Source organism: Dyella kyungheensis, from assembly GCF_049913195.1.
Taxonomy (GTDB): domain Bacteria; phylum Pseudomonadota; class Gammaproteobacteria; order Xanthomonadales; family Rhodanobacteraceae; genus Dyella; species Dyella kyungheensis.
Genome location: NZ_CP183983.1, coordinates 2,430,731 through 2,451,081, shown reverse-complemented (window position 1 = coordinate 2,451,081; position 20,351 = coordinate 2,430,731). Strand labels below are relative to the sequence as shown.

The 20,351-nt window shown below is 62.6% G+C and carries 14 protein-coding genes; 1 reads left to right on the top strand and 13 read right to left on the bottom strand.

The features are described 5' to 3' along the window. Positions 1 to 50 precede the first annotated feature (50 nt). The 8 genes from ACN9MB_RS10905 to ACN9MB_RS10870 all read right to left on the bottom strand — a co-directional run bounded on the left by ACN9MB_RS10905 (position 51) and on the right by ACN9MB_RS10870 (position 9,127). The gene (locus ACN9MB_RS10905) at positions 51 to 287 is read right to left on the bottom strand and encodes a hypothetical protein (RefSeq protein ID WP_204636605.1); all 237 of its coding nucleotides are present in this window, start codon (positions 285 to 287) and stop codon (positions 51 to 53) included. 8 nt (positions 288 to 295) lie between these two features. Continuing rightward, the gene (locus ACN9MB_RS10900; RefSeq protein ID WP_426271837.1) at positions 296 to 805 is read right to left on the bottom strand and encodes a GNAT family N-acetyltransferase; all 510 of its coding nucleotides are present in this window, start codon (positions 803 to 805) and stop codon (positions 296 to 298) included. A 19-nt stretch (positions 806 to 824) separates the two neighbouring features. Beyond that, complete coding sequence (locus ACN9MB_RS10895) at positions 825 to 1,085, bottom strand: hypothetical protein (RefSeq protein ID WP_426271836.1); 261 nt, start codon at positions 1,083 to 1,085, stop codon at positions 825 to 827. A 116-nt stretch (positions 1,086 to 1,201) separates the two neighbouring features. After that, entirely contained in the window at positions 1,202 to 1,447 is a 246-nt protein-coding gene (locus ACN9MB_RS10890) for a hypothetical protein (protein WP_426271835.1), read from the bottom strand. A gap of 354 nt (positions 1,448 to 1,801) precedes the next feature. Then, positions 1,802 to 2,296 carry a hypothetical protein gene (locus ACN9MB_RS10885; RefSeq protein ID WP_426271907.1) on the bottom strand — a complete coding sequence of 165 codons (495 nt, stop codon included), beginning with the start codon at positions 2,294 to 2,296 and terminating at the stop codon, positions 1,802 to 1,804. A gap of 460 nt (positions 2,297 to 2,756) precedes the next feature. Beyond that, a complete protein-coding gene (locus ACN9MB_RS10880; RefSeq protein ID WP_426271834.1) occupies positions 2,757 to 4,205 on the bottom strand; it encodes an alpha-L-fucosidase in 1,449 nt (482 codons plus the stop codon). A gap of 353 nt (positions 4,206 to 4,558) precedes the next feature. Further along, on the bottom strand, positions 4,559 to 7,576 hold the full coding sequence (locus tag ACN9MB_RS10875; RefSeq protein ID WP_426271833.1) for a TonB-dependent receptor domain-containing protein: 3,018 nt from the start codon (positions 7,574 to 7,576) through the stop codon (positions 4,559 to 4,561). Positions 7,577 to 8,047: 471 nt separating this feature from the next. After that, positions 8,048 to 9,127: a sialidase family protein gene (locus ACN9MB_RS10870; protein WP_426271832.1), complete on the bottom strand. Its 1,080-nt coding sequence runs from the start codon at positions 9,125 to 9,127 to the stop codon at positions 8,048 to 8,050. A gap of 84 nt (positions 9,128 to 9,211) precedes the next feature. Between ACN9MB_RS10870 and ACN9MB_RS10865 the strand changes: the two genes are divergently transcribed. Then, positions 9,212 to 10,579, top strand: coding sequence for an alpha-L-fucosidase (locus tag ACN9MB_RS10865; protein WP_426271831.1), 1,368 nt, complete (start codon positions 9,212 to 9,214; stop codon positions 10,577 to 10,579). 32 nt (positions 10,580 to 10,611) lie between these two features. Here ACN9MB_RS10865 and ACN9MB_RS10860 read toward each other — a convergent pair whose 3' ends face one another. Genes ACN9MB_RS10860 through ACN9MB_RS10840 form a run of 5 tightly spaced genes read right to left on the bottom strand, consistent with a single transcriptional unit; the run spans position 10,612 to position 20,308 of the window. After that, on the bottom strand, positions 10,612 to 13,173 hold the full coding sequence (locus ACN9MB_RS10860) for a glycoside hydrolase family 3 C-terminal domain-containing protein (protein ID WP_426271830.1): 2,562 nt from the start codon (positions 13,171 to 13,173) through the stop codon (positions 10,612 to 10,614). A gap of 17 nt (positions 13,174 to 13,190) precedes the next feature. Then, entirely contained in the window at positions 13,191 to 15,500 is a 2,310-nt protein-coding gene (locus tag ACN9MB_RS10855; RefSeq protein ID WP_426271829.1) for a family 20 glycosylhydrolase, read from the bottom strand. Further along, positions 15,487 to 16,545 (bottom strand): glycosyl hydrolase family 18 protein, encoded by a 1,059-nt coding sequence (locus ACN9MB_RS10850; RefSeq protein WP_426271828.1) that lies wholly within the window; start codon positions 16,543 to 16,545, stop codon positions 15,487 to 15,489. The genes ACN9MB_RS10855 and ACN9MB_RS10850 overlap by 14 nt, the downstream gene beginning before the upstream one ends. Continuing rightward, a complete protein-coding gene (locus tag ACN9MB_RS10845) occupies positions 16,542 to 18,170 on the bottom strand; it encodes an alpha-L-fucosidase (protein ID WP_426271827.1) in 1,629 nt (542 codons plus the stop codon). Before ACN9MB_RS10845 ends, ACN9MB_RS10850 begins: the two co-directional genes overlap by 4 nt. Beyond that, positions 18,167 to 20,308: a glycoside hydrolase family 2 protein gene (locus ACN9MB_RS10840; RefSeq protein ID WP_426271826.1), complete on the bottom strand. Its 2,142-nt coding sequence runs from the start codon at positions 20,306 to 20,308 to the stop codon at positions 18,167 to 18,169. The genes ACN9MB_RS10845 and ACN9MB_RS10840 overlap by 4 nt, the downstream gene beginning before the upstream one ends. Between the last annotated feature and the right edge of the window lie 43 nt (positions 20,309 to 20,351).

Below are 20,351 nucleotides of genomic sequence, written 5' to 3'. Positions count from 1 at the left end.
TGCCTCTCCTTACCTCAATAGCTGGCCGAAACACTCCATCCGCGACGCACTCATTCCTTCAACTTGTGGCTGTCGTCGGCGGTCAGATCCAGGCCGTAAACCTCTCGCAGCTTCTGGATGTGCTGCAGCGTCTTGGTCGAAAAGGGCTTCTTGTTCTCGAAGGCATGCAAGGCGATCCCTTCGATCAGATCGCCCAATGAGATGTCCATGGTCTCCGCGAGGCTCTTGAGCACCTTCAATATCCGCTTCTCGATCCGCACACCCGTCTGCACGCGATCAATTTTCATAGGGTCATTCATGATGTATTCGTCGGTCGCCCAGATTCGAATTCAGCTGCTGCCAAGGACTTCCGGAACAAGAGACTCCTCGGGCTCCGCTCCAGGAACGGTTTTTCTTTGTAATCCAGGCTTCGATAGAGGGCAACCGCTGGGACGAGATCGTGCCCCGTATCGAACTCGATGACCCGGCCGCCCTTCCCTGCCACGAAACGTTCGGCGTGCATCATCAAGGCGCGCCCCATTCCTGAGCGGCGCGCCGAGGGAGCAATCCAGAGGCGATAGAGTCTGGCGAGTTCGGCATCCGCATGGAAACTCACCACGATCATGCCAGCTACCGACAATTCGCGACATGCGAAGATTGCATGAGCGTGCTGCAGATCGTCCGCAGTGAGTGAGCCCTCGGGCTGGTCGTGACCGCCCTGGCGAAGTTCGGCTGTCATGTAGGCACTGATGCGATGAAAGAGACTGCAGTTCGCCGCCGTCTCTAGAAAATCGATCGTGCTGTCGGAGCTGGTCGCGTCGTCCATCGTGGTTGCTCGACTTGGATTAGTGCGGTTGTGCCGCAGCGTGAGCCAGCATCCCGGTGATCGCGTCTCGCCACTCCGGGCCCTGCGCCGTGAAGAACTGTTCGAATTCGGCAAGATACCTGGGGTCGGCACTACTCAGTGGCGTGCGGCTGCACCAGACGTGCACGTGCACGGTCGCCGGGTCTTTCTGGCTCAGGGAAATGTCGTAGCGCGACACCCCCGTATCCGGAATGAAGATGAGATAGCCGACTTTGCCCTGGTCGGGCGCGTAACGGTCCATGACCCAGGTTGCAGCGCCCCACTCCGACTTCGTCTGGAAAACGGCACCGACCTCCTGGCCGCCGCCATGAGGCCGCACGAAGTCGGGACTCCATTCGGGCGCCCACTCGCGCTCCTTCACCGGTCCAAAAAATAGGGCGTCAACGCTGCCACTGTTCCCGGCAGGTCGAAATCGAACTCGCGTTCGGCATACATGTGTGCCGCTCCTGTGTGGGATGGCAGATTCGACGCACCGTGAATGCCGTGCGCACCAAGCACACCGTGCCCTCGCTTCGCATCGCCTTGCAAATGGACCATGGCGATTCCCGCGCCGATCGCAAGCGACGCGGCCATGAAACCGATCAGTATCATCTTCGTGCGCATTGAAACTCCCACGAGCAGGCAGGTAGCTCTCGATCGACCCGTTTGTCTTTCCAATAATATGTACCTTGGTACCAAGGTACATATTAAGCAACGATTGCCGGCTCTGCAAGTGGGCGTTCTTTGCGGTCCCTCGCCTGGCATCGCGTTGCCAGCTGATAGCCAGTATCTCGGGGCAGTTTGATTGCCTTCTGCTGTTGGTCTACGCGACGCCACCGAGATTCACAGCAATGCGTTCGCCGGTCGCGACGGCGACTTAGGCAGAGACCAGCAGACCAGACACAGTCAAGCAGGCCCCTGAAGGAGCCTGCTTTCCTTTTCCACATTATTCAGAACAGCGTGACCGCTGCCTGGAGATTACTTCTGCTGGGAACCGAGCTTCTCGCTCAATGCACCGCCGAAAGGCGCCGCATCGCTGGTGACAAGGCAGTTGTAATCCTTGCCCTCGTTAAGAACCAGCACGGACGACTTGGCTCCCTTGAAGTCCAGGCCGATCGAGAACAACACGTAGTTGTTCGGCAGTACCGGCGGACGAAACGCGCCGAACGCATACTGGCCTGCAATACCCAGCGGCGGCATGTTCACGGTGAGCTGCAACGGCTGCGTAGCCTTCGGCGACGGCAAGGACGACGATGCGGTCATGATCATCGACTGTGCATCGATGGAGTACTGCGTCGTGACGGTAATGCCCAGATACCGGGAACCCGGGGCCGACACCTGCTTGCGGCAGGCTTCGACGTCTTCCGGCTTCTTATCTTCCTGCCCGGTCTGCAACGTCGCGAAGACGTGAGTCAACTTGACCGATGCCTTTCCTTGGACAGGTGCCGCGAAAGCAGCGCTGCCAAAAGACATGGCGATCGCGCCACAGGCCAGGAAATAACCTAAACGACGGCTTTTAAAGCGCATATTTTCCCCTTGATTATTGAGTGAGATACAACCGAGGCATTCAACCAATGCTAATCGCAAGAAAACACGGATGGCCAAAAAGCGCGCATTATTCAATGGCAATCGAACCCCTGTTCGATTACGCACAAAGACGCAATGAATCACGCCGACCGAAGCCGGCGCGCCAAGGCCATGAATAGCAACACCTAAAGGACGTCAAAAGCCCAATCAGCCGAAGCTTGACGGGGCGCTGAGCCCCATCATTGGCCGACTAAACCTGATACCTGAATTCCCCAAATAGCGGCGAGAAGCTATCACGCAATTGCGTGTAAATGGCGTGAATAATCAACGAAGGGCCGCCTGAGCTGAGTCTTTCGTTTCTGTTGCTATAAATAAGATCACTTATGGATCGGCGTATGCCGTCGCGTTAGCGCTGTTCTTTCAAATCCATTCGACCCGACGCCACCTGGGTATCGATGCGATACACGTAGGCATGTAATCCTGATGGACGCTTCGGCAACTCCAGATGCAGGCCGTCTGCGTTCTGCCTGAAGGCGATCGATGTGCCTGTTGCCAGCAGCGTTACCTTCCGAACCGCCATGGAAGGCGTGATGGAATGAATCACCGCCTGCCCATTCGCAGGCCACTCCATCTCGATGGCATAGAGGTGGCCATCGTGCGTGGTGAACCGGAAGTCTTCCGGCGTATAGGGCTTGGTCTTGGTGTCTTGCATGGTGCCGGCGGCGACCTGGGTTGGGCCTTCGCCGAAGCGCTGCCAGGGTCGCGAGCCGTAGATGGCATCGCCGTTGAGCTTCAGCCACTGGCCCACGGCGAGCAGAATGCTTTTTGCCTCGTCGGGAATCGTACCGTCGGCCTTGGGACCGATGTTCAACAGCAGGTTGCCGTTCTTGCTCACTACGTCGGCGAGCAGTTGCACGATCTCGTCGGGCGACTTGTAGGTGTCGCCCTCGGCGTAGCCCCAGGAGTCAGGGCTCACGGAGGTTTCGGTCTGCCAGGGCTGCGCAAGGATATCGGCCGCCTGCCCTCGCTCGATGTTCAAGGTGCCGGTGCCGGGCATCATGTTGTCGAGCTTGTAATTGAGCACGACGCCTTGATCGCGCGATGCCGCCTGGTTGTAGTAGAAGGCGGCAAATTCGGCGAGCGCCCCGCGAAAACGCGGCTGGCCCACCCACCAATCGAAATACATCAGATCCGGATGGTAGTCCTGCACGATTTCAGACGAACGTGCGAGCCAGTCGTTGAGATAGGCATCCGAAACGAAGGTCCAATCGACGTCCTTGCCATCCGCACCCTTGGCCGACTCAGTCGGATGTGCCGGCCCGTACAGCGCGGCGTACTTGGGGTCGTTGACGTCGGAATCGAAGCTGCGTCCGTACTCGTAGAACCAATCGTGTTCCGCGCGATGGGAGGAAAGGCCAAGCTTCATGCCTTGCGCGCGAATCGCCTTGGCCAGCTCGCCGATCACATCGCGATGGGGCCCCATCTTCACGGCAGTCCAGTCGGATAGCTTGGAGTCGTACATGGCGAAGCCGTCGTGGTGCTCGGCTACCGGAACCACGTAACGCGCACCTGCCGCATGGAACAATGCCGCCCATGCCTGCGGATCGAAATGCTCTGCCTTGAAGCGCGGGATCAGGTCCTTGTAGCCGACTTGCGGCATCGCTCCATAGGTGCTCACCTGATGTTGGTAGTAATTGGCGTACTCGCCGCCGCGTTCGTACATATGGCGCGGATACCACTCGCCCTTGTACGCCGCCACGGAGTAAACGCCCCAGTGGATGAAGATGCCAAACTTCGCATCCTGATACCACGCCGGTGTGCGATACGCGGTGAGGCTTTTCCAGTCCGGAGACATGGGGCCTTGCCAGGCTACCTTATCCGTTTGCGCGAGAACGGACTGACGCGCGCCATCGAAGGGGCGGTTCGCATCCACCCATTGATGTTCGATCGTTGCTGCGTCCGGCGGCACAAAAGCTTTCGGTGGATCGCCGGCAACGGCCGCTGTTGTACATAGCGCACACGCCATGCCTAACCAGCGCCGGCCACGGTGTCGAGTGATCTTCTTCCAGGACGGCATACGCCTCATTCCTTGATCCACACCGGAACGTGCCCTCCCTTGCCGTCATGAGCGGGTCGACCTCGGCAACGCCGAGGCCGACCCGTCAGACAGGGGAGACTCATGCCTGAAGCAGGCTGGGAATCACAGCCTTATTTGAACTTGTAATCGAACGTCAGGAAAATCTCGCGACCGTTGTATTCGTCGGCGGTCTGGCCCGTCGTGACGAACTCGAAGCCGCCGGCGTAGTACGGGATCGCACCGACCTTGTCGAAGATGTTGGATACGGTGAGCTTCAACGTGGTATCCGGGTTGAACTTCCAGCCAACAGCGGTGTTCCAGGTGATCCACACCGGCGTCCTGCCGCGATACGTCGCGGAGTCCACGGCCACCGGGTTGCCGTCCTGCGTCACCTGGCACACGCCCGTGCTGATCGACTCGCTGCCGTTCTGCACGTTGACCATGCCCGGCTGGATGCCATTGGGCAGCACGACGCAACCAGCGTAGTTCGGGGCACGCATGCTGCCATCGCGCACACCGGAGATCGACACGTTCCAGTCGCCCTTGGTCCAGTCGGCGATCCAGGTCATGCGGCTCGCCACGTTGTTGTAGCGGGTGTTCTGCAGCGGATCGGAAGCCAGCACGCGCTGCTTGTACGACAGGTTGTTGGTGTAGTTGAGGCCGGCGCGGAAGTTGCCGTAATCGTCGGTGTGGATCTTGTAATCCAGCGACGCATCGATACCGCTGACGTATAGTGAGGCTTCGTTGATCGGGCCGGACTCTTCCGAAACGATCTGTCCAGCCGCATTGCGCTGAACCATCTGGGTGACCATCTGGCAATACGCCGAGCCCGGCACGTGCGCCGTGTAAGGCGACAACGCCGATGTGCCATTGGCCTGCAGACCGGTCAAGCAACCGGCCTCGTCGACCAGCACGGTCTGTTGGTCGAGATACTGGATCGCGTTGTCCACGCCCATGTGCCAGTAATCGGCCGACACCGACAAGCCCTGCACGCCCGGGATCTGCCACACGAAACCATAGGTCCAGGAGTGGCCGGTCTGCGGCTCCAACAAGGTGCTGCCGTTGGTATTCAACTTGTAGAACTGGTCAGAGGTGCGTTGTACCTGGCTGCACCACGTGCTGTTGCTCACGCCTGCCTTGATCGCGTTGATACATTGCAGCGGATCGATGTAGTCACCCACCGGCGATGTAGAACCGGTCAGGTAGATAGCCTGCATGTCCGGCGCCTTGAAGTTGGTGCCGTAGCTGCCGCGAAGCAGCAGCCCGTCGTACGGACGGTATTCCAGGCCCGTGCCCCAGGTCTTGGCGACGTCGGCCATGCTCGCGTCGTTGTACTTGTCGCCGCGGCCCGAGATGGTCCAGGTCAACGAATCGAGAATCGGCACGCGGAACTCGGTACCCAGCGAGAAGCGCTGGCGCGTACCGCCGCCCGTGAGATACGCGCCGAACGGATTCTGGAAATTGCTCGCGTTGGAATAAGTAGAACGTGGATCGGGCGATAGCAGGAAGCCGTTGTGCGCGGCTTCCAGCACCGCGGCCCAACCCACCGATTCGTCCACCCACGGCAGCTTGAACAGATCGCCGTTGACGCGGAACTGCGCCTGATCCAGCCACGACGACGAGGTGTTTTCGCCATTGACCGCGAACTGACCGTACTGCTGCGGCGTGATCGGGCTCCACCACTGCTGCCAGTTCATGTTGTAGATCGGCAGATTATCTGCGGTAGTGCCCTGCTGCTTGCCGAGGAAGAAGTTGTTCATGCCATTGACGTTGATGCCCGTATAGTCTTCGCGCACCGTGTACTTCTGGCTGCTGAGGTTCAAATCCCAGTTGAACCGGTTGTCGAACAGGGTGCCCTTCAGGCCAACCTGCAGGTTCCAGTTCTGCTCGCGGTCGTGCGTGTTGGCCGCCGTGCCCATCTCTTGCGCGGTCAACTGACGGATGCCCTGGCTGATCACCTGCCCCGTGCCCTGGTCATAGAACTGCGGGGTAACTACCACCGGGAGCTGGGTGTTGGAGATGCCGGTGGTGTCGTACAGCGCGGCCGAGCCATACAGCTGCAAGCCGTTGCTGAAATCGTACTCGCCGGCGATGTAGCCGTTCTGGCTGCGGCTACCGGGCGTCAGCACCCAGTTCTGGAACAGCGCAGGCTGCGAGCAGTAGTAACCGTTGTCGGTCACGCTGGCGATCTGGGTACCATTGGTGGTGACCGAATGCGACTGGCTGAGCTGCGAATTGGTGAACTTCGAGCAGCTGCCTGCCGGCGGCGTGATGTAGTGGCCGTTGGCGTCCTTCGCGGAAAGCGCGATGGCACTGGCCGCGTCGTACTGATAGCCGAACATGCGGGCCGCCGGCCCCCAGGCGCCGTAGCCTGCATCGGACACCGAGTCCTGGTACGGACGATCCTTGCCCCACAACGCCGTGCGGTTGGACTGCTCGAGGTTATAGAGGATGTGCCAGTTGCTGCCGGACTTGCCGCCGAAGAAGTTGATGTCGCCGTAGTTGCGGCCGCCACGGGTGGCACCGCCGCCGGTGATCTGCAGTTCGTCACCCTGGTAGTTCTTCTTCAGGATCACGTTGATCACGCCGGCCACCGCGTCCGAACCGTAGATCGACGACGCGCCGGAAGCCAGCACTTCGACATGATCGATCATGCCGATGGGAAGATTGTTGTAGTTCTGGAAATTGCTCTGCTTGTTGAGCGGCTGCGGGTAATCCACCACGCGATGGCCATCGATCAACAGCAGGCTGAAGCCAGGGCCGACGCCGCGCAGATTGACTGAGCGCGCGTTGACGGAACTGGAGCCCCAGGAGGCCGGATCCGATGTCTGCTGCCCCACCTGCGGCAACGAATCGAGGAATTCCCACAGCGTGGTGAAACCCTGGTCCTTGATCTGCTGGGCGGTGACCGAAACCACCGGCGCCGGCCCTTCGACTTGCGAGCGCGGGATCATGGAGCCGGTGACGGTGACGCCCTGCAAGTCGACGGTCTTGTTCGACTTGCCGGGCGCCGGCGCGTCCGCGGGTGCCTGCTGCGCGGAGGACTGATCGCTGCCGGACGGCGCCGACTGAGCGAAGGCGAGTGGCGCGAAAAGCGCGAATGCCAGGGAACTGGCGAGTACGCTGCGTCGCAAACGGATTGTGTTCATGGTTAACCCTCTCCCCGTAAAGCTTCAATGTTGTGATTGCCGTTGAGCCTTGCGCTCGCCAGCTCTATTCACTTCTTGTGCGCTGTGTTCGCTCGCCTGCACCGGTCCGCTCTCGCGGTCCCTGACCCGGAACAGGCGCTTGTGCCGCCCTGCTCGCGACAAAGCGGCGTGACGGCTTTATCGACCTTTCTCCCGCACCACCCGCTGGCGATGCCCTCTCTGTCGTTGCCGACCCCGCGCTTCATCGCTGCTGCCATCCATCCCGCCCCACGCGAGAATAGATTCATATACGAACTCGTAGTTCATATTTGATGTAGTTATAAGCCGAATCTAGATCGATGCAAGTTGCATCGCAGCAATACTCGTGAGGGCTGGCTCCGGGGTGGCATGGACGTCAGGGGTACCAGCAAGCACTGGGCTCGAGCTGGTGCGGGGGCGAACAAGCTGCCAGACAAAGCGGACGAAATCCTTTCAGCCGGGTGGTGCCGGCGTGGGCAGCAGGGCGGGGTCGATCACCACATGTCGCATGCGCGTTCTCTGCCACGTATACAAGACATGGACCAGGCCATCGCGCGACTGGATGACGGCCGGATAGGAGTACTCCCGACCGGGCTGGCTCTCGAGCGTAAGCACCCTCTTCCAGTGCAGGCCATCGGCACTGAGGGCGACCGCCAGCGTCCCTCGCCCATCCCACCAATGAGGGCCAGGCAACGTGGGGTTGTAGACCAGCAGGTAGCGGCCGTCCGTGAGCGACACGGCGTCGATGCCGGCATTGGGGTTGGTCACCTCCAGCAAGCCCAGGGGCGACCAGTGATGCCCTGCATCGCCGGACCGCGACCAGAACAGTTTGCCCTGGCGCGTGCGACCGACGGCCTCGATGGTGCCGTCCCGCATGGAGAGCAGGCTTGGTTGAATGGCATCGATGCCGTGGGACGAAATATCGTTGCCGGCCACCCAGGTTTTGCCGTCATCCACCGATCGCTCGGTATGAACTCGCCAGCCGCCTTGCTCCGTGCTGGACGGACTGAGGATCTCGCCGTTGGCGAGCTGGATGGGTTTGTTCTTGATTGGCCCGAGGATACCTGGCGGAAGCCGCCGCGGTGCGGACCAGCTGGCGCCGTCGTCGTCGGAGGTCATCCGCATGCCCCACCAATGCTGCGGATCCGGCCCGATCTTGTAGAACAACATCAGTCGGCCGGTCGCCGAGCGGAACAGCACGGGATTCCATGTGGGCAACCGCGAACCGTCGGGCTGCCTGCCGTTGGCGACTTCGCGCGGCCTGGTCCATTGGCCGGAAAGATGTCGGGATAGCCAGATGCCAACGCTCGGGTCGCGCTCCTGCTTGCCGCCGAACCATGCCGCGACGAGCCCGCCCGGCGTGTCGACGATGGTGCCCGCATGGCACTGCGGCGTCGGCGGGTGCGTCGATACGAATTCGGTCGAAACAACCGATGACTGCATCGCCCCGGCGCGAAACGGCATGACGATGAGCAAAGCGAATGCGAGGCGAAACCCAAATGATCTCGCCTGCAACAGGACGCCATATTTCATTGACACGACCGCGTTTCCCGTCCTCTAATGAAATCTTCCATAAGGACGTATTTACGTCCAAATGATTTTTGACGAAGGTGGCTAATGAAGCGTCTTGCCCGAACCGTTCTTGGCGCCGCCCTGGCGCTCTCTCTTTTTTCGTCGGCATCGTCGGCGCAAGGCGCAGCGGATACCAAGCCCTCTCCCCAGCAGATTCACTGGCAGGATCTGGAGTTCGGCGTGATCGTCCATTTCGGCACGAACACCTTCCTCGACCGCGAATGGGGCGACGGCACGGCCGATCCCAAGGTGTTCAATCCCGACCATGTCGATGCGGCGCAATGGGCGCGCGCCAGCCGCGCGGCAGGGGCGCGTTACATGGTCATGGTGGCCAAGCACCACGATGGCTTTGCCTTGTTTCCGACGGCGCAGAGCGATTATTCGGTGAAGAGCAGTCCGTGGATGGGCGGCAAGGGAGACCTTGTTCGCCTTGCATCGGATGCCGCACGCGCCGAAGGGTTGGAGTTCGGCGTCTACCTGTCGCCGTGGGACCGGCATGAGCCGCGCTACAAACAACCCCAGGCCTACGATGCGTACTACCGCGCCCAGATGGAGGAACTGGTCCAGCACTATGGACCGCTGGTCGAATGGTGGCTCGATGGCGCGGGCAGCGCGGGCCACGTCTACGATTTTCCGAGTTACATCGAAACGCTGCGTACCTACCAGTCGAACGCCATGGTGTTTGCCGACATGGGCCTGTTCGAATACGGCGATATCCGCTGGGTGGGCCAGGAGGATGGCTACATTCGCGGCGAGAACTGGAACGTGATCGACCGCCATGGCTACCAGCGCTGGCGTCCGGTGGAAGTCGACACTCCGCTGCACGACCTGCACTGGTTCTGGCATCCGAATGACGAGGCGACGCTCAAGAGCGTGGCGAAACTGATGGATACCTGGGAAAACAGCGTCGGCCGCGGCGGCCAGCTGATGCTTGGCATCGCGCCGGATCGGCACGGCCAACTCCCCGATGCCGACGTCGCGCGCCTCGAAGCGTTTGGCAAGGCGCTGCGCGAGCGCTACGGCGATGCCAGCAACCTGGCCCGTCACCACGTGGATGCGGATGAAAATACCGAGGCGGCGCTGGATGGCGACAAGAACACGTTCTGGACTGCGCCGGCCGGCTCCCGGCATGCCACGCTCGAAGTGAACTTCGGTCACCCGGTCACGTTCGATCGCACGCTCACGATGGAATGGCTCGACGACGGGCAGCACGTGCGCAAGTACGCCATCGAGGTGTTCGACGGCAAGGCGTGGCATCCGGTCGCCGGGGCCGAGGCCATCGGCCATATGAAGATCGACGTGTTTCCGCGAGTCACCGCGCAACGCGTCAGGCTGAACATCCTCTCCAGCGTGGGCGATGCATCCATCCGCGAATTCCAGGTGTTCGACGCCAGCCCGCTGCCTTCGAAGTGAGATGACGCTGGCCAGGCCATGCATTGGCATGGTCAGCGCGGCATCTCGGCATGCCCCGTCATGGTGAACGTTGCAGGCTGCTGTCCCGCCGAGGCTTGCTGGCCGCCCACGAACAGGCCGTAGCGCCCTGCCCTGACCGCGCGAGTACCGTCGGCATCCACCAGGCTCAGCGCGCGCGGATCGAGGCGGAACGTCACGCTTCGTTGCTCGCCTGCCGCGAGGGAAATGCGCTGGAAACCGACCAAGGCCCGGCGCGGCGCATCAGGAGCGTCGGGATACGCAAGATAGACCTGCACCACTTCGTCGCCGGTACGCGTTCCGGTATTGCGCACATTTACTGCGACGTCGAGCGACTCGCCGGCCTTCAGGCTTTGCGTGGACAGCTTTGGCGCGTCATAGGCAAACGTGGTGTAGCTCAGGCCGTCGCCGAACGAATAAAGTGGCTCGCCCTTGAAGTAGCGATAGGTGCGGCCCTTCATGCCGTAATCGATGAAGGGCGGAAGATCGCGCACGTCGCGATAGAAGGTCACGGGAAGGCGGCCGGCAGGATTGATCACGCCTGCAAGCGTCTGCGCCACTGCCAAGCCGCCCTGTTCGCCCGGATACCACGCCACCAAGATGGCGTCCGCGTGCTCGCGAGCCCAATTCAAGGCCACGGCGCTGCCGCTCATCAGGACGACCACCAGCGGCTTCTTGCTGGCGGCCACCGTTTCCAACAGTTTCCGTTGCGAAGACGGCAATCCGATATCGGTCCGGTCGCCTCCCATGAAGCCCGGCACATCGACTTTCAGTTCCTCGCCCTCGACGCCCGGTGACAAGCCCACGAAGGCGACCACGGCGTCGGCATCCGCGGTCGCTTTTGCTGCCTCCGCGAGTTGCGCATCCGCAGGGGCCATCCATTCCAGGTGGATGCCCTGGTCCTCGCCGCTGTGCTCCCACTCCAGGCGGAGATCGTGGGGATGCGTGTCGTCGAAATGAACTGTCGCCGACAGGGTCTCATCGCCGCCCGTACTGCCGGTGATCAGATGGCCGTCCAGATAGAGGCGCACGGGATCGTGCCCGCGGCAGTCGAAGCATCGATCCATGCGCACGGCCAGGGTGTAGTCGCCCGCACCGGGCGGCAACAGCTGCGCCGTCCAGCGCACCGCATAGCCGGAAGCATCCAGCACGCTCGCGGGCGGCGTATGGTCCGCGTCCAGATCGATCTTGCTGTCGAAACGCGTCATCGCCGGCTTGCCGGTCAAACGGGCATCTCGAAAATACTCACCCTTGAGACCAGCCAGTGCCGTCGAGGGAATCGGCACGGTCACGCCATCGGCGAGTGTGGCGCCTTGGGCGTAGCGCACATTCTTCTCGCCCCATAACGCACGCAGGCCATCGAGCGGCGTCACCGGCTTTCGTGCGGTGCCGTGGTAGTTGGCTTCCAGGACGGACAAGGCATCGGCATTGGGTCCCACCACGGCGATGCGGCCGCCAGGCTTCAGTGGCAGCGTATTGGCACGGTTCTTCAGCAACACCATCGATTCGCCGGCCGCGCGGAGCGCCAGCACTCGATTCGCGTCGGGATTGTCGCGCGGTGCTGGTGCGGATGCGTCGAACATGCCGAGGCGATAGCGCGCAGCAAACAGCCGTGTCGCGGCCACGTCGAGGTCATGCTCGCCGATCCTGCCATCCGCCAACGCGTCACCAAGACCCGCATAGGCCGAACCGCAATCGAGATCCGTGCCTGCGCGCAAAGCACTGGCCGACGAGCCGGCGTTGTCTTTCCGGTAGTGGTGGAACATCGTCATGTCGTCCACCGCATCGCAGTCGGATACGACGAAGCCCTGGAACCCCCAGTCGTTGCGCAGGCGTTCGCCCAACAACCACGGCAATGCGCATACGGGAACGCCGTGGATGGCGTTGTAGGCGCACATGATCGATCCCGCATGACCTTCGACGATGGCCGCCCGGAACGCAGGCAGGTAGGTGTCTTCGAGATCGTGTGCGGACACGTCCACGTCGAAACCATGACGGCCCGGCTCCGGGCCGCTGTGCACGGCGAAGTGCTTGGGCGTGGCGATTACCGTGGGGTGTGCGGGATCGCTGCCTTGCAGGCCTTGGATGAAGGCTACGGCCAGCGTTGCCGTCAGGCGTGGATCCTCGCCATAGGTTTCCTGGCCTCGCCCCCAACGAGGGTCGCGAAAGATATTGATGTTGGGAGACCAGATGGTCAGGCCGTTGAAGCGCCCATGATCGTTGTGCAGGCCGGTGGCGAGGAACTGGCTGCGCGCCTGCGCGGCGACCACACCGCCTACCGCGTGAAGCAATGACGGGTCCCAGCTGGCCGCAAGACCGATGGCCTGCGGGAATACGGTTGCCTCGCCATGCCGCGCGAAACCGTGCAGGCCTTCGCTCCACCAATCGTATGCGGGAATCCCAAGACGCGGGATCGCCGGGGCACTGCTCTGCAACTGCCCGATCTTCTCTGCTGGCGTCATGCGCGCCACCAGACTGGCTGCCCGCTCCGTCCCCTCGTCGGCCGGAGCGGATGTTGCCAGCGATACGCCGAGCAGCAGCGCCGCCAGCATGCCGATCTGCTGTAACCGTCTCATGTGTGCGCCCCGACAGGTCACGGCGTTGCGCGACGCGACGCAGACGAGTTGAACGATACGCGGCTGACGCCCGACAACGATCCACGCACCGGCGCCGTCGACAGGATGCACAGATCGTGCGTACCCCCGTGCGCCGCCACGGGAGCCGTCACCCGGTACGTCCTGCCCGGCAGAGAATCCGTGGGCAGCGGCATGCTGGCCGCCAATGGGCCGCTGCATGTATCGAGATGAACCTCGAACTCGCCGGCGGGCGTGCGCGATGCTCGCACCTTCACCTTCGATGCGTCATGCGCCAGGCCGTAATTGCGGGCCAGCCACGCGCCATCGATCACCATGGTGACGGCACCGTCCAGCGGCACATTCGTCACGCGCCAGCAACTGTTCATCAGGTCGACGTTGTAGACAGGTGCGGGCGAAGTGGCGTCGGGCAGCAAGGGCACACGCAGGCCGAGGTCGCCTTTCGAGCAGGCCTGGAGTGCATTACCGTCGTAGCTGGCAAGCGTCTGCGCATCGAAGCGCTGCGTGCGGACGCGCGCAAGAGGCGACCCATCGCTGGCAAAGCTCGTCGCACTGATGGTGACCGGCAGCGCAGCCTCGACCGGTTTGCCATAGATGGGCGAACTCGCCACCGGCAAGGTTCCGTCCGTGGTGTAGCGGATGATGGCCGAGGGTTCCTGCGCGGCAAGCGTCACGGTGACTTTGCCGTCGGCTCTTTGCCCACGCATGTCGACCGCGAACGCGCTATCGGCATAGTCGATGCCCATTTTCCGGTAACGATCGAATTGCGCAGGAAGCCGCGCAATGAAGTTGTCGAAGTGACGCTCGTTCGCGGGTGTCCAGGCCGCTTCGGCGAGGGCGTCCAGGCGCGGAAAGGCCGCATGCTGGATCTGCCAGGGCGCGGTGAGGTACTCGGTCCAGATGTTGGCCTGCGCACCCAGCACATGCTTTGCCTGCTCGGCGGTCAGTTCCGGTGATACGGCTTCGAACTGGTAGACGGTGGCAAGCGTCTGCACGCCCAATCGCCCGGTGGGCTCGTCGTCGCCATGGCTTTGCAGGTTGTCGAAGTACAGCGTCGGTGCGGGCGACAACACCACGTCGTGCCCCAGCCGCGCCGCATCGATGGCGCCTTGCGTGCCGCGCCAGGACATCACCGAGGCAGACGGCGGCACGCCGCCTTCGAGGATCTCGTCCCAACCGATCAGGCGGCGTCCATGCTGCGCCAGGTATTGCCCCATGCGTTCGATGAACCAGCTCTGCAGCGCCTTCTCGTCCTTGATGCCCAGCGCGTGCATGCGCGCCTGCACGGCGGCCGATGCCTGCCACTGGTCCTTGATCGCTTCGTCGCCGCCCACGTGGATGAAGGTCGACGGAAACAGTTCCATCACCTCATCCAGCACGTTGTGCAGGAAGTCGATGGTGTGGTCGTCGACGTTGAACAGGTAGGGATTGACGCCCCAGTCGATCGACACGGGCGGTTGCGCGCCGGTGACGCCGATATCCGGATAGGCAGCCACGGCGGCTTGCGCATGGCCCGGCATGTCGATTTCCGGCACCACCGTGATGTGGCGGGCGGTGGCGTAGGCAACGATGTCCTTCACCTCCGCCTGCGTGTAGTAACCGCCGTACTGCGTGTCGCCAGCGCCCGGCGGCCGGCGCCATGCGCCGATCTGCGTGAGCTTGGGATAGCGGCGGATTTCCAGGCGCCATCCCTGGTCATCGGTGAGATGCCAATGGAAGACGTTGAGCTTGTGCTGCGCCATCGCGTCGAGCAGTTGCTTGATCTCTGCCGGTTGCTGGAAATGCCGCGCCGAGTCGAGCATCAGGCCTCGCCAGCCGAATCTCGGCCAGTCGGCGATGTGCGCCGCGGGCACCGAGACGGCGCCTTTGGCCGCATCGGGTGTCATCAGCTGCCATGCGCTGACCGCACCATAGAACAGTCCTGCCGCATCCCGCGCGCTGATACGCATGCCCTGCGCGTCGACATCGAGCACGTAGCCTTCCGCCTGCGCGACACTGGCCGCCGCATCGCTGCGGATGACGATGCCGCCGCGACTCGTGGCCGTTGCATCCTCGATCACCGGCAGCGAAAGTCCGCGCGTTCGCACCAGCAGGTCCGCCAGGTAATGGGCCGCATCGGAAGCAGCGCGATCGCCCGGCGCGACATGGATGACGGCGGCGGCACTGACGACATAACTTCCCTGCTCCATGCTGACCTGCGCGGGGAGCGGAATGATCGGCGGCGTGTCCATCGCATGCGCGTCGACCGCAAGCCCCAACAGGCAGGCCAGCGCGATCGGCGTCTTCAACCCGCGCTTAGCGCACCGCATCGGGCAGCTCCTCCCAGATCTTGGGATCTTCCGCACCGATCACCCACGCGCAGAAGCCTTCCAGGCCGTATTGCTTGACCACGTCGTAGCGATCGCGGAACGCATGCGCATCGGGCAGGAACACCCATTCGCGCATCTGGTCGCGATAGAAGTAGAACCACGATTCATGCTCCACCGGATCCCACTGCATGGTGGCATTGAACTGCTTGGCCAGCGGGAACGATTCGTCCGCGTCGATGTACTGCGCGGAAATGTTCGAACTCTCCTTGCCGTCCGCGCCCACCGGATCGCCGGCAAACCAGTGGTAGCCGTACAGGCCGATGCCCAGCGAGAGCTTCTCCTTCGGCACCACCTTCAAGGCGTATTCCAGGTTTGCCATCACCCATGGCATGCCCGCCACCGGGCCCGGCGTGGTCCAGCGGGTGTGCTGGTCGTACGTCATCAGGCAGACCAGATCCAGCGCTTGTCCCAGCGCCTTGAGATCGTACGCACCCTTCCAGTATTCCCAGATCCATTTGGCGAAGGGGCCGCGGCCCGCGTAACCCGGCGCGTTCGGCACCACCGCCATGGACAGCTTCAGGCCATGCTTGTGCAGCGCCGTGGCGGTCTGCTGCGTCAGCAAGGTCAGTGCGTCGCGATCGGTCCAGGCGATGTTCTCGAAATCGAACTGGAAGCCGACGAAACCGTAAAGTTTCGCCTGCTCGAGCATGCCCTCGATCATCGCCTTCTTGGCGGTTTCGTTGACCAGCAGATCGTGGAACTTCTTGCGGTCGCCGCCGGCGGAGATGATCGGCATCACCGGCACGCGATGCGCCTTGGCCAGTTTGAGCACGTAGAGATTGGGTGAACCGGACACCAGGCCGTTCCCGTCCACGCCGAACCAGGTGGGTACCAGCAGGTCGACCTTGTCGACGTGCGCCTCGAACGAGTTGATCGATTTCTGTATTTCGATCATGTAGAACAGCGCGGTGGGTGCTTTCGCAAACGCGCCGGTCGACGCACAAGCAAGACACAGCGAAACGGCCAGGGACAACCATCGTTTCATGGCGCAGCCTTAAGTGAGTTGGGGGTGGAGAAGGTGATCCGATAGGCGTAGGCATCGCTGCCTATCGGTCGGGGAGGAAGGCGAAGATGCAGGCCGCCGGCATCCTGGGAGAACGGGATGGTGCGGTTGTCGGCCACGGACTCGACGCGGATGACCTTGTCTTCCGGCTTGATCGCATGGATGGTGGCCTGGGCGTTGCCCGGCCAGTCCAGCTCGATCGCGTAGAGCTTGCCGTGGCCGGTGGTGAAGCGGAAATCATCGGCGGTATAGGGCTTGGTCTTGGTGTCCTGGAACGTGCCGCTGACCACTTCGGTGGGGCCTTCGCCAAAGGTGCGCCATGGCCTGCTGCCATAGATCGCCTCGCCGTTCGCCTTCAGCCAGCGGCCAATGCTGCGCAGCGTGTCCTGCGCGCCATCAGGAATGGTGCCATCGGCCCGCGGCCCGACATTGAGCATCAGGTTGCCGTTCTTGCTGACCACATCCACCAGCAGATGGATGATGAAGGTGGGCGACTTGTACGTGTCGTGCTCGATGTAGCCCCAGGAATCGTTGCTGATCGAGGTATCGGTTTGCCAATGCGTGGCGTGAATGCCCTTCAGCTGCCCGCGTTCGATATCCAGCGTGCCGGCGCCATCGGCGAAATCGCCCAGCTTGTAATTCACCACCACGCCGTCGCGTTTCGCGCCTTCGTTGTAGTAGTACGACAGCAGCGTCGGCAGCGTGGAGCGGAAGCTCGGGTGGCCGATCCACCAGTCGAAGTAGATCAGGTCCGGATGGTATTTGTCGGCCAGCTCGGCGGTGCGCGCGAGCCAGTCGTCCAGCCAGACCTGGGAGACGTAGGTCCAGTCCTGGGCCAGGTTCTCGTCTTCCTTGCTGAGGTGCGCAACGGCCGGGCCATACAGTTCCGCATTGCGCGGATCGTTGACGTCCGAATCGAAAGCGCGGCCGCCGTCGAAGAACCAATCGTGCTCGGCGCGATGCGACGACACGCCAAAGCGCATGCCCTGCCCTCGCACGGCGTGTTCCAGCTCGCCGATCACGTCGCGCTTCGGGCCCTTCTTGACCGCCGTCCAGTCCGACAGTGCCGAGTCGTACATGGCGAAGCCATCGTGGTGTTCCGCCACCGGCACCACGTAACGCGCGCCGGCTTCATGGAACAACTGCGCCCAGGCCTTCGGGTCGAAGTGCTCGGCCTTGAACATCGGCACGAAATCCTTGTAGCCGAACGTCGACTGCGGCCCGTACGTGGCCACGTGGTGGGCGAACTCCTTCGTCCCCTGCTGGTACATGTTGCGCGAGTACCACTCGCTGCCGAATGCGGGCACCGAATAGACACCCCAGTGGATGAAGATGCCGAACTTGGCATCGTCGTACCAGGCGGGCGAGCGGTATGTCTGCAGCGAAGCCCAGTCGCTGCGGAACGGCCCCTCGCCTGCGGCCTTGGCCACGCGATCGAGGATCGCCTTTCGTTGCGGCGCGAACTTGGCGCTGGCCTGCTGCCATGCCTGATCCTGCGCCGCGGGCGACAAGGTATCCGCGGTAGGCGCGGTGGGCGATTGCGCCAACGCCGAGGCGCATAGCAGCCAGCCCGCGGCGAGCGCACCATGCGCGACCGGTTTCATCATGGTTGCTCGTCCTTGTTCGGAAGGAAGTGGGCGCTGCCGATATTCAACGGGTGATAATCGCTGACCACGCCACCGGCTCGCACACCGTCGGGCCGGGTCACATCCACGGCAAGATGCACCGCGGCGCTCTTGCCTGCGGCCTGCCACGCGCCCTCGAAGCGGATAGGTTGCGACAGGTCGCGTAGCGCTTCGTCACCGTGGGCAAGTTCCTGGCCACGATCATCGATGGCGCGCCAGTGCGCCACATAGCCAAGCATCGGATAGGACGGCAGATGGCTGGCCGGATAGCTGCTCACCGTCGCCTGGAATCCGCGCAGCCCGCCTGCATCGACCCGCCATTGCGTCGTTACCGACAACGCCTGGTTGCGTGCTTCGTAGATGCCGTACGACGGCCTGCGCTGGCGGTTCTCGTCGACCAGGCCATGATCGACATAGCCTTCGGTCTGGCCAGGCCACAGATTGCGATGGGACTTGTAGTCCTGATACGTCCAGAAGATCGCGCCGGCAATGAAGCTCCGCTTCTGGAACGCGTCCATCTGCTGGAGCAGGTTGTCGGAACGCGCCTTGTCGGCAGACACGCTGTCATGCGAGAAGACGCCGGGATAGCCGAACTCGGAGATGATCACCATCTTGTCGGGATAGGTGCGGTCGACAAAATCCAGCCACGCCTCCACGTCGCTGCCCGATCCGCTCCACGAACCGAAATAGGCGTTGGCCATGATGAAGTCGACGTCGTGCATCACCGGCGCCTCTTTCCATGGCTTGCTGCTGATATCGGCATCGGCAAAGGTCACATAGCGGCCCGGGTCGATATCGCGGATAAGCGCCGCCATGGCGTCCACATAGGCACGGCCGCCGGGCAAGGAGGCATCGCTCTCGTTGCACACGCTCCAGGCGAAGATGCTGGCGTGATTGCCGTCCTGCTCGATCATCTCGCGCATCATGTGCTTGGCCAGCGCGAGCAACTTGGGGTTCTTCAGTTGCGCCTCGCTGAACTGCCAGACCGGGATTTCCGGTACCAGCAGGATGCCGTGGCGGTCGGCGAAATCGAGCACCGCATCGTTCTGCGGATAGTGCACGGGCCGCGTCAATGTCGTATGCAGGGCCGCCATGTCGGACCAGTCGCGGCGTATCGTTCCCGCCGATTCCGCCAATCCTTCCCACGGCGAATCCTCGTGACGGCTGACGCCGCTAAGCCGCACCGGTTTGCCGTTGACGTAAAGGCGGCGGTCGCGAATGGCGATGTCGCGCAGCCCGAACGTATCGCTGCGCGAGTCGAGCACGCTGCCGTCGGCGGCATGCAGCTCCGTCACCCATTGATACAGCCGCGCGTCGCCGACGTTCCACAATTGGGGATGCGGCAGCGTCACCGCCAGCGTCGCCGTGGCGGCTTGTCCTGCCTTGGCCGAGACGTTCTGCTGCGCCTGCGCCACCGTCTTGCCGTCGGGATCGACGATGCTCGCGGTCACGCTATAGCTGCCGTCGGCGCCATCGACGTTCTCGACGAACACCTGGCTGCTGACGCTGGCCGCATCGCCGCCAAGCTTGCTGGCGATGCGTTGCCGCCGGATCAGCGCGTGGTCCGAGACGGTGAGCCACACGTCGCGCACGATGCCGCCGTAATGCCACCAGTCGTACCAGACGCTGCCGCTGGCCAGCTGCCGCATCGCGTAGCCGGGAATGGTGGCCTCGCCGGAACGGTTGTCCAGGCGCACGGCGATGCGGTTTTCCCCGGCGCGAAGTTGCCGGCCGATATCCAGGGCGTAAGCCGTATGTCCGCCTTCGTGCCCGCCGACTTCGGTACCGTTGACCCAGACGCGGCTGCGGTAGAAGGTGGCGCCGAAATGCAATTCGACATGGGACGCCAGCATCGACGCCGGCACCGTGAAGCTTTTGAAATACCAGGCGACGCCTTCGTAGTCGTCGTCCTTGCCGATGTTCCAGGTGTGCGGCACGTCGACCAGTCGCGTTTCCGCCGGCGTGGCGCGGGGCCAGTCGGCCGCGATGCCTGCGTCGGTCGCATCGGTGCGGAAGCGCCAGTCGTGATCCATGTCGATGCGCACCTGCGCATGGCCTGCCATCGACCACAGCAACATCGACGACAGCAGCGCTAGCGCGTGACGCAACGTCAACTTCATTCCCTGCCCCTGCTACACCGGCATGAACCCGGCGGAAGAAACC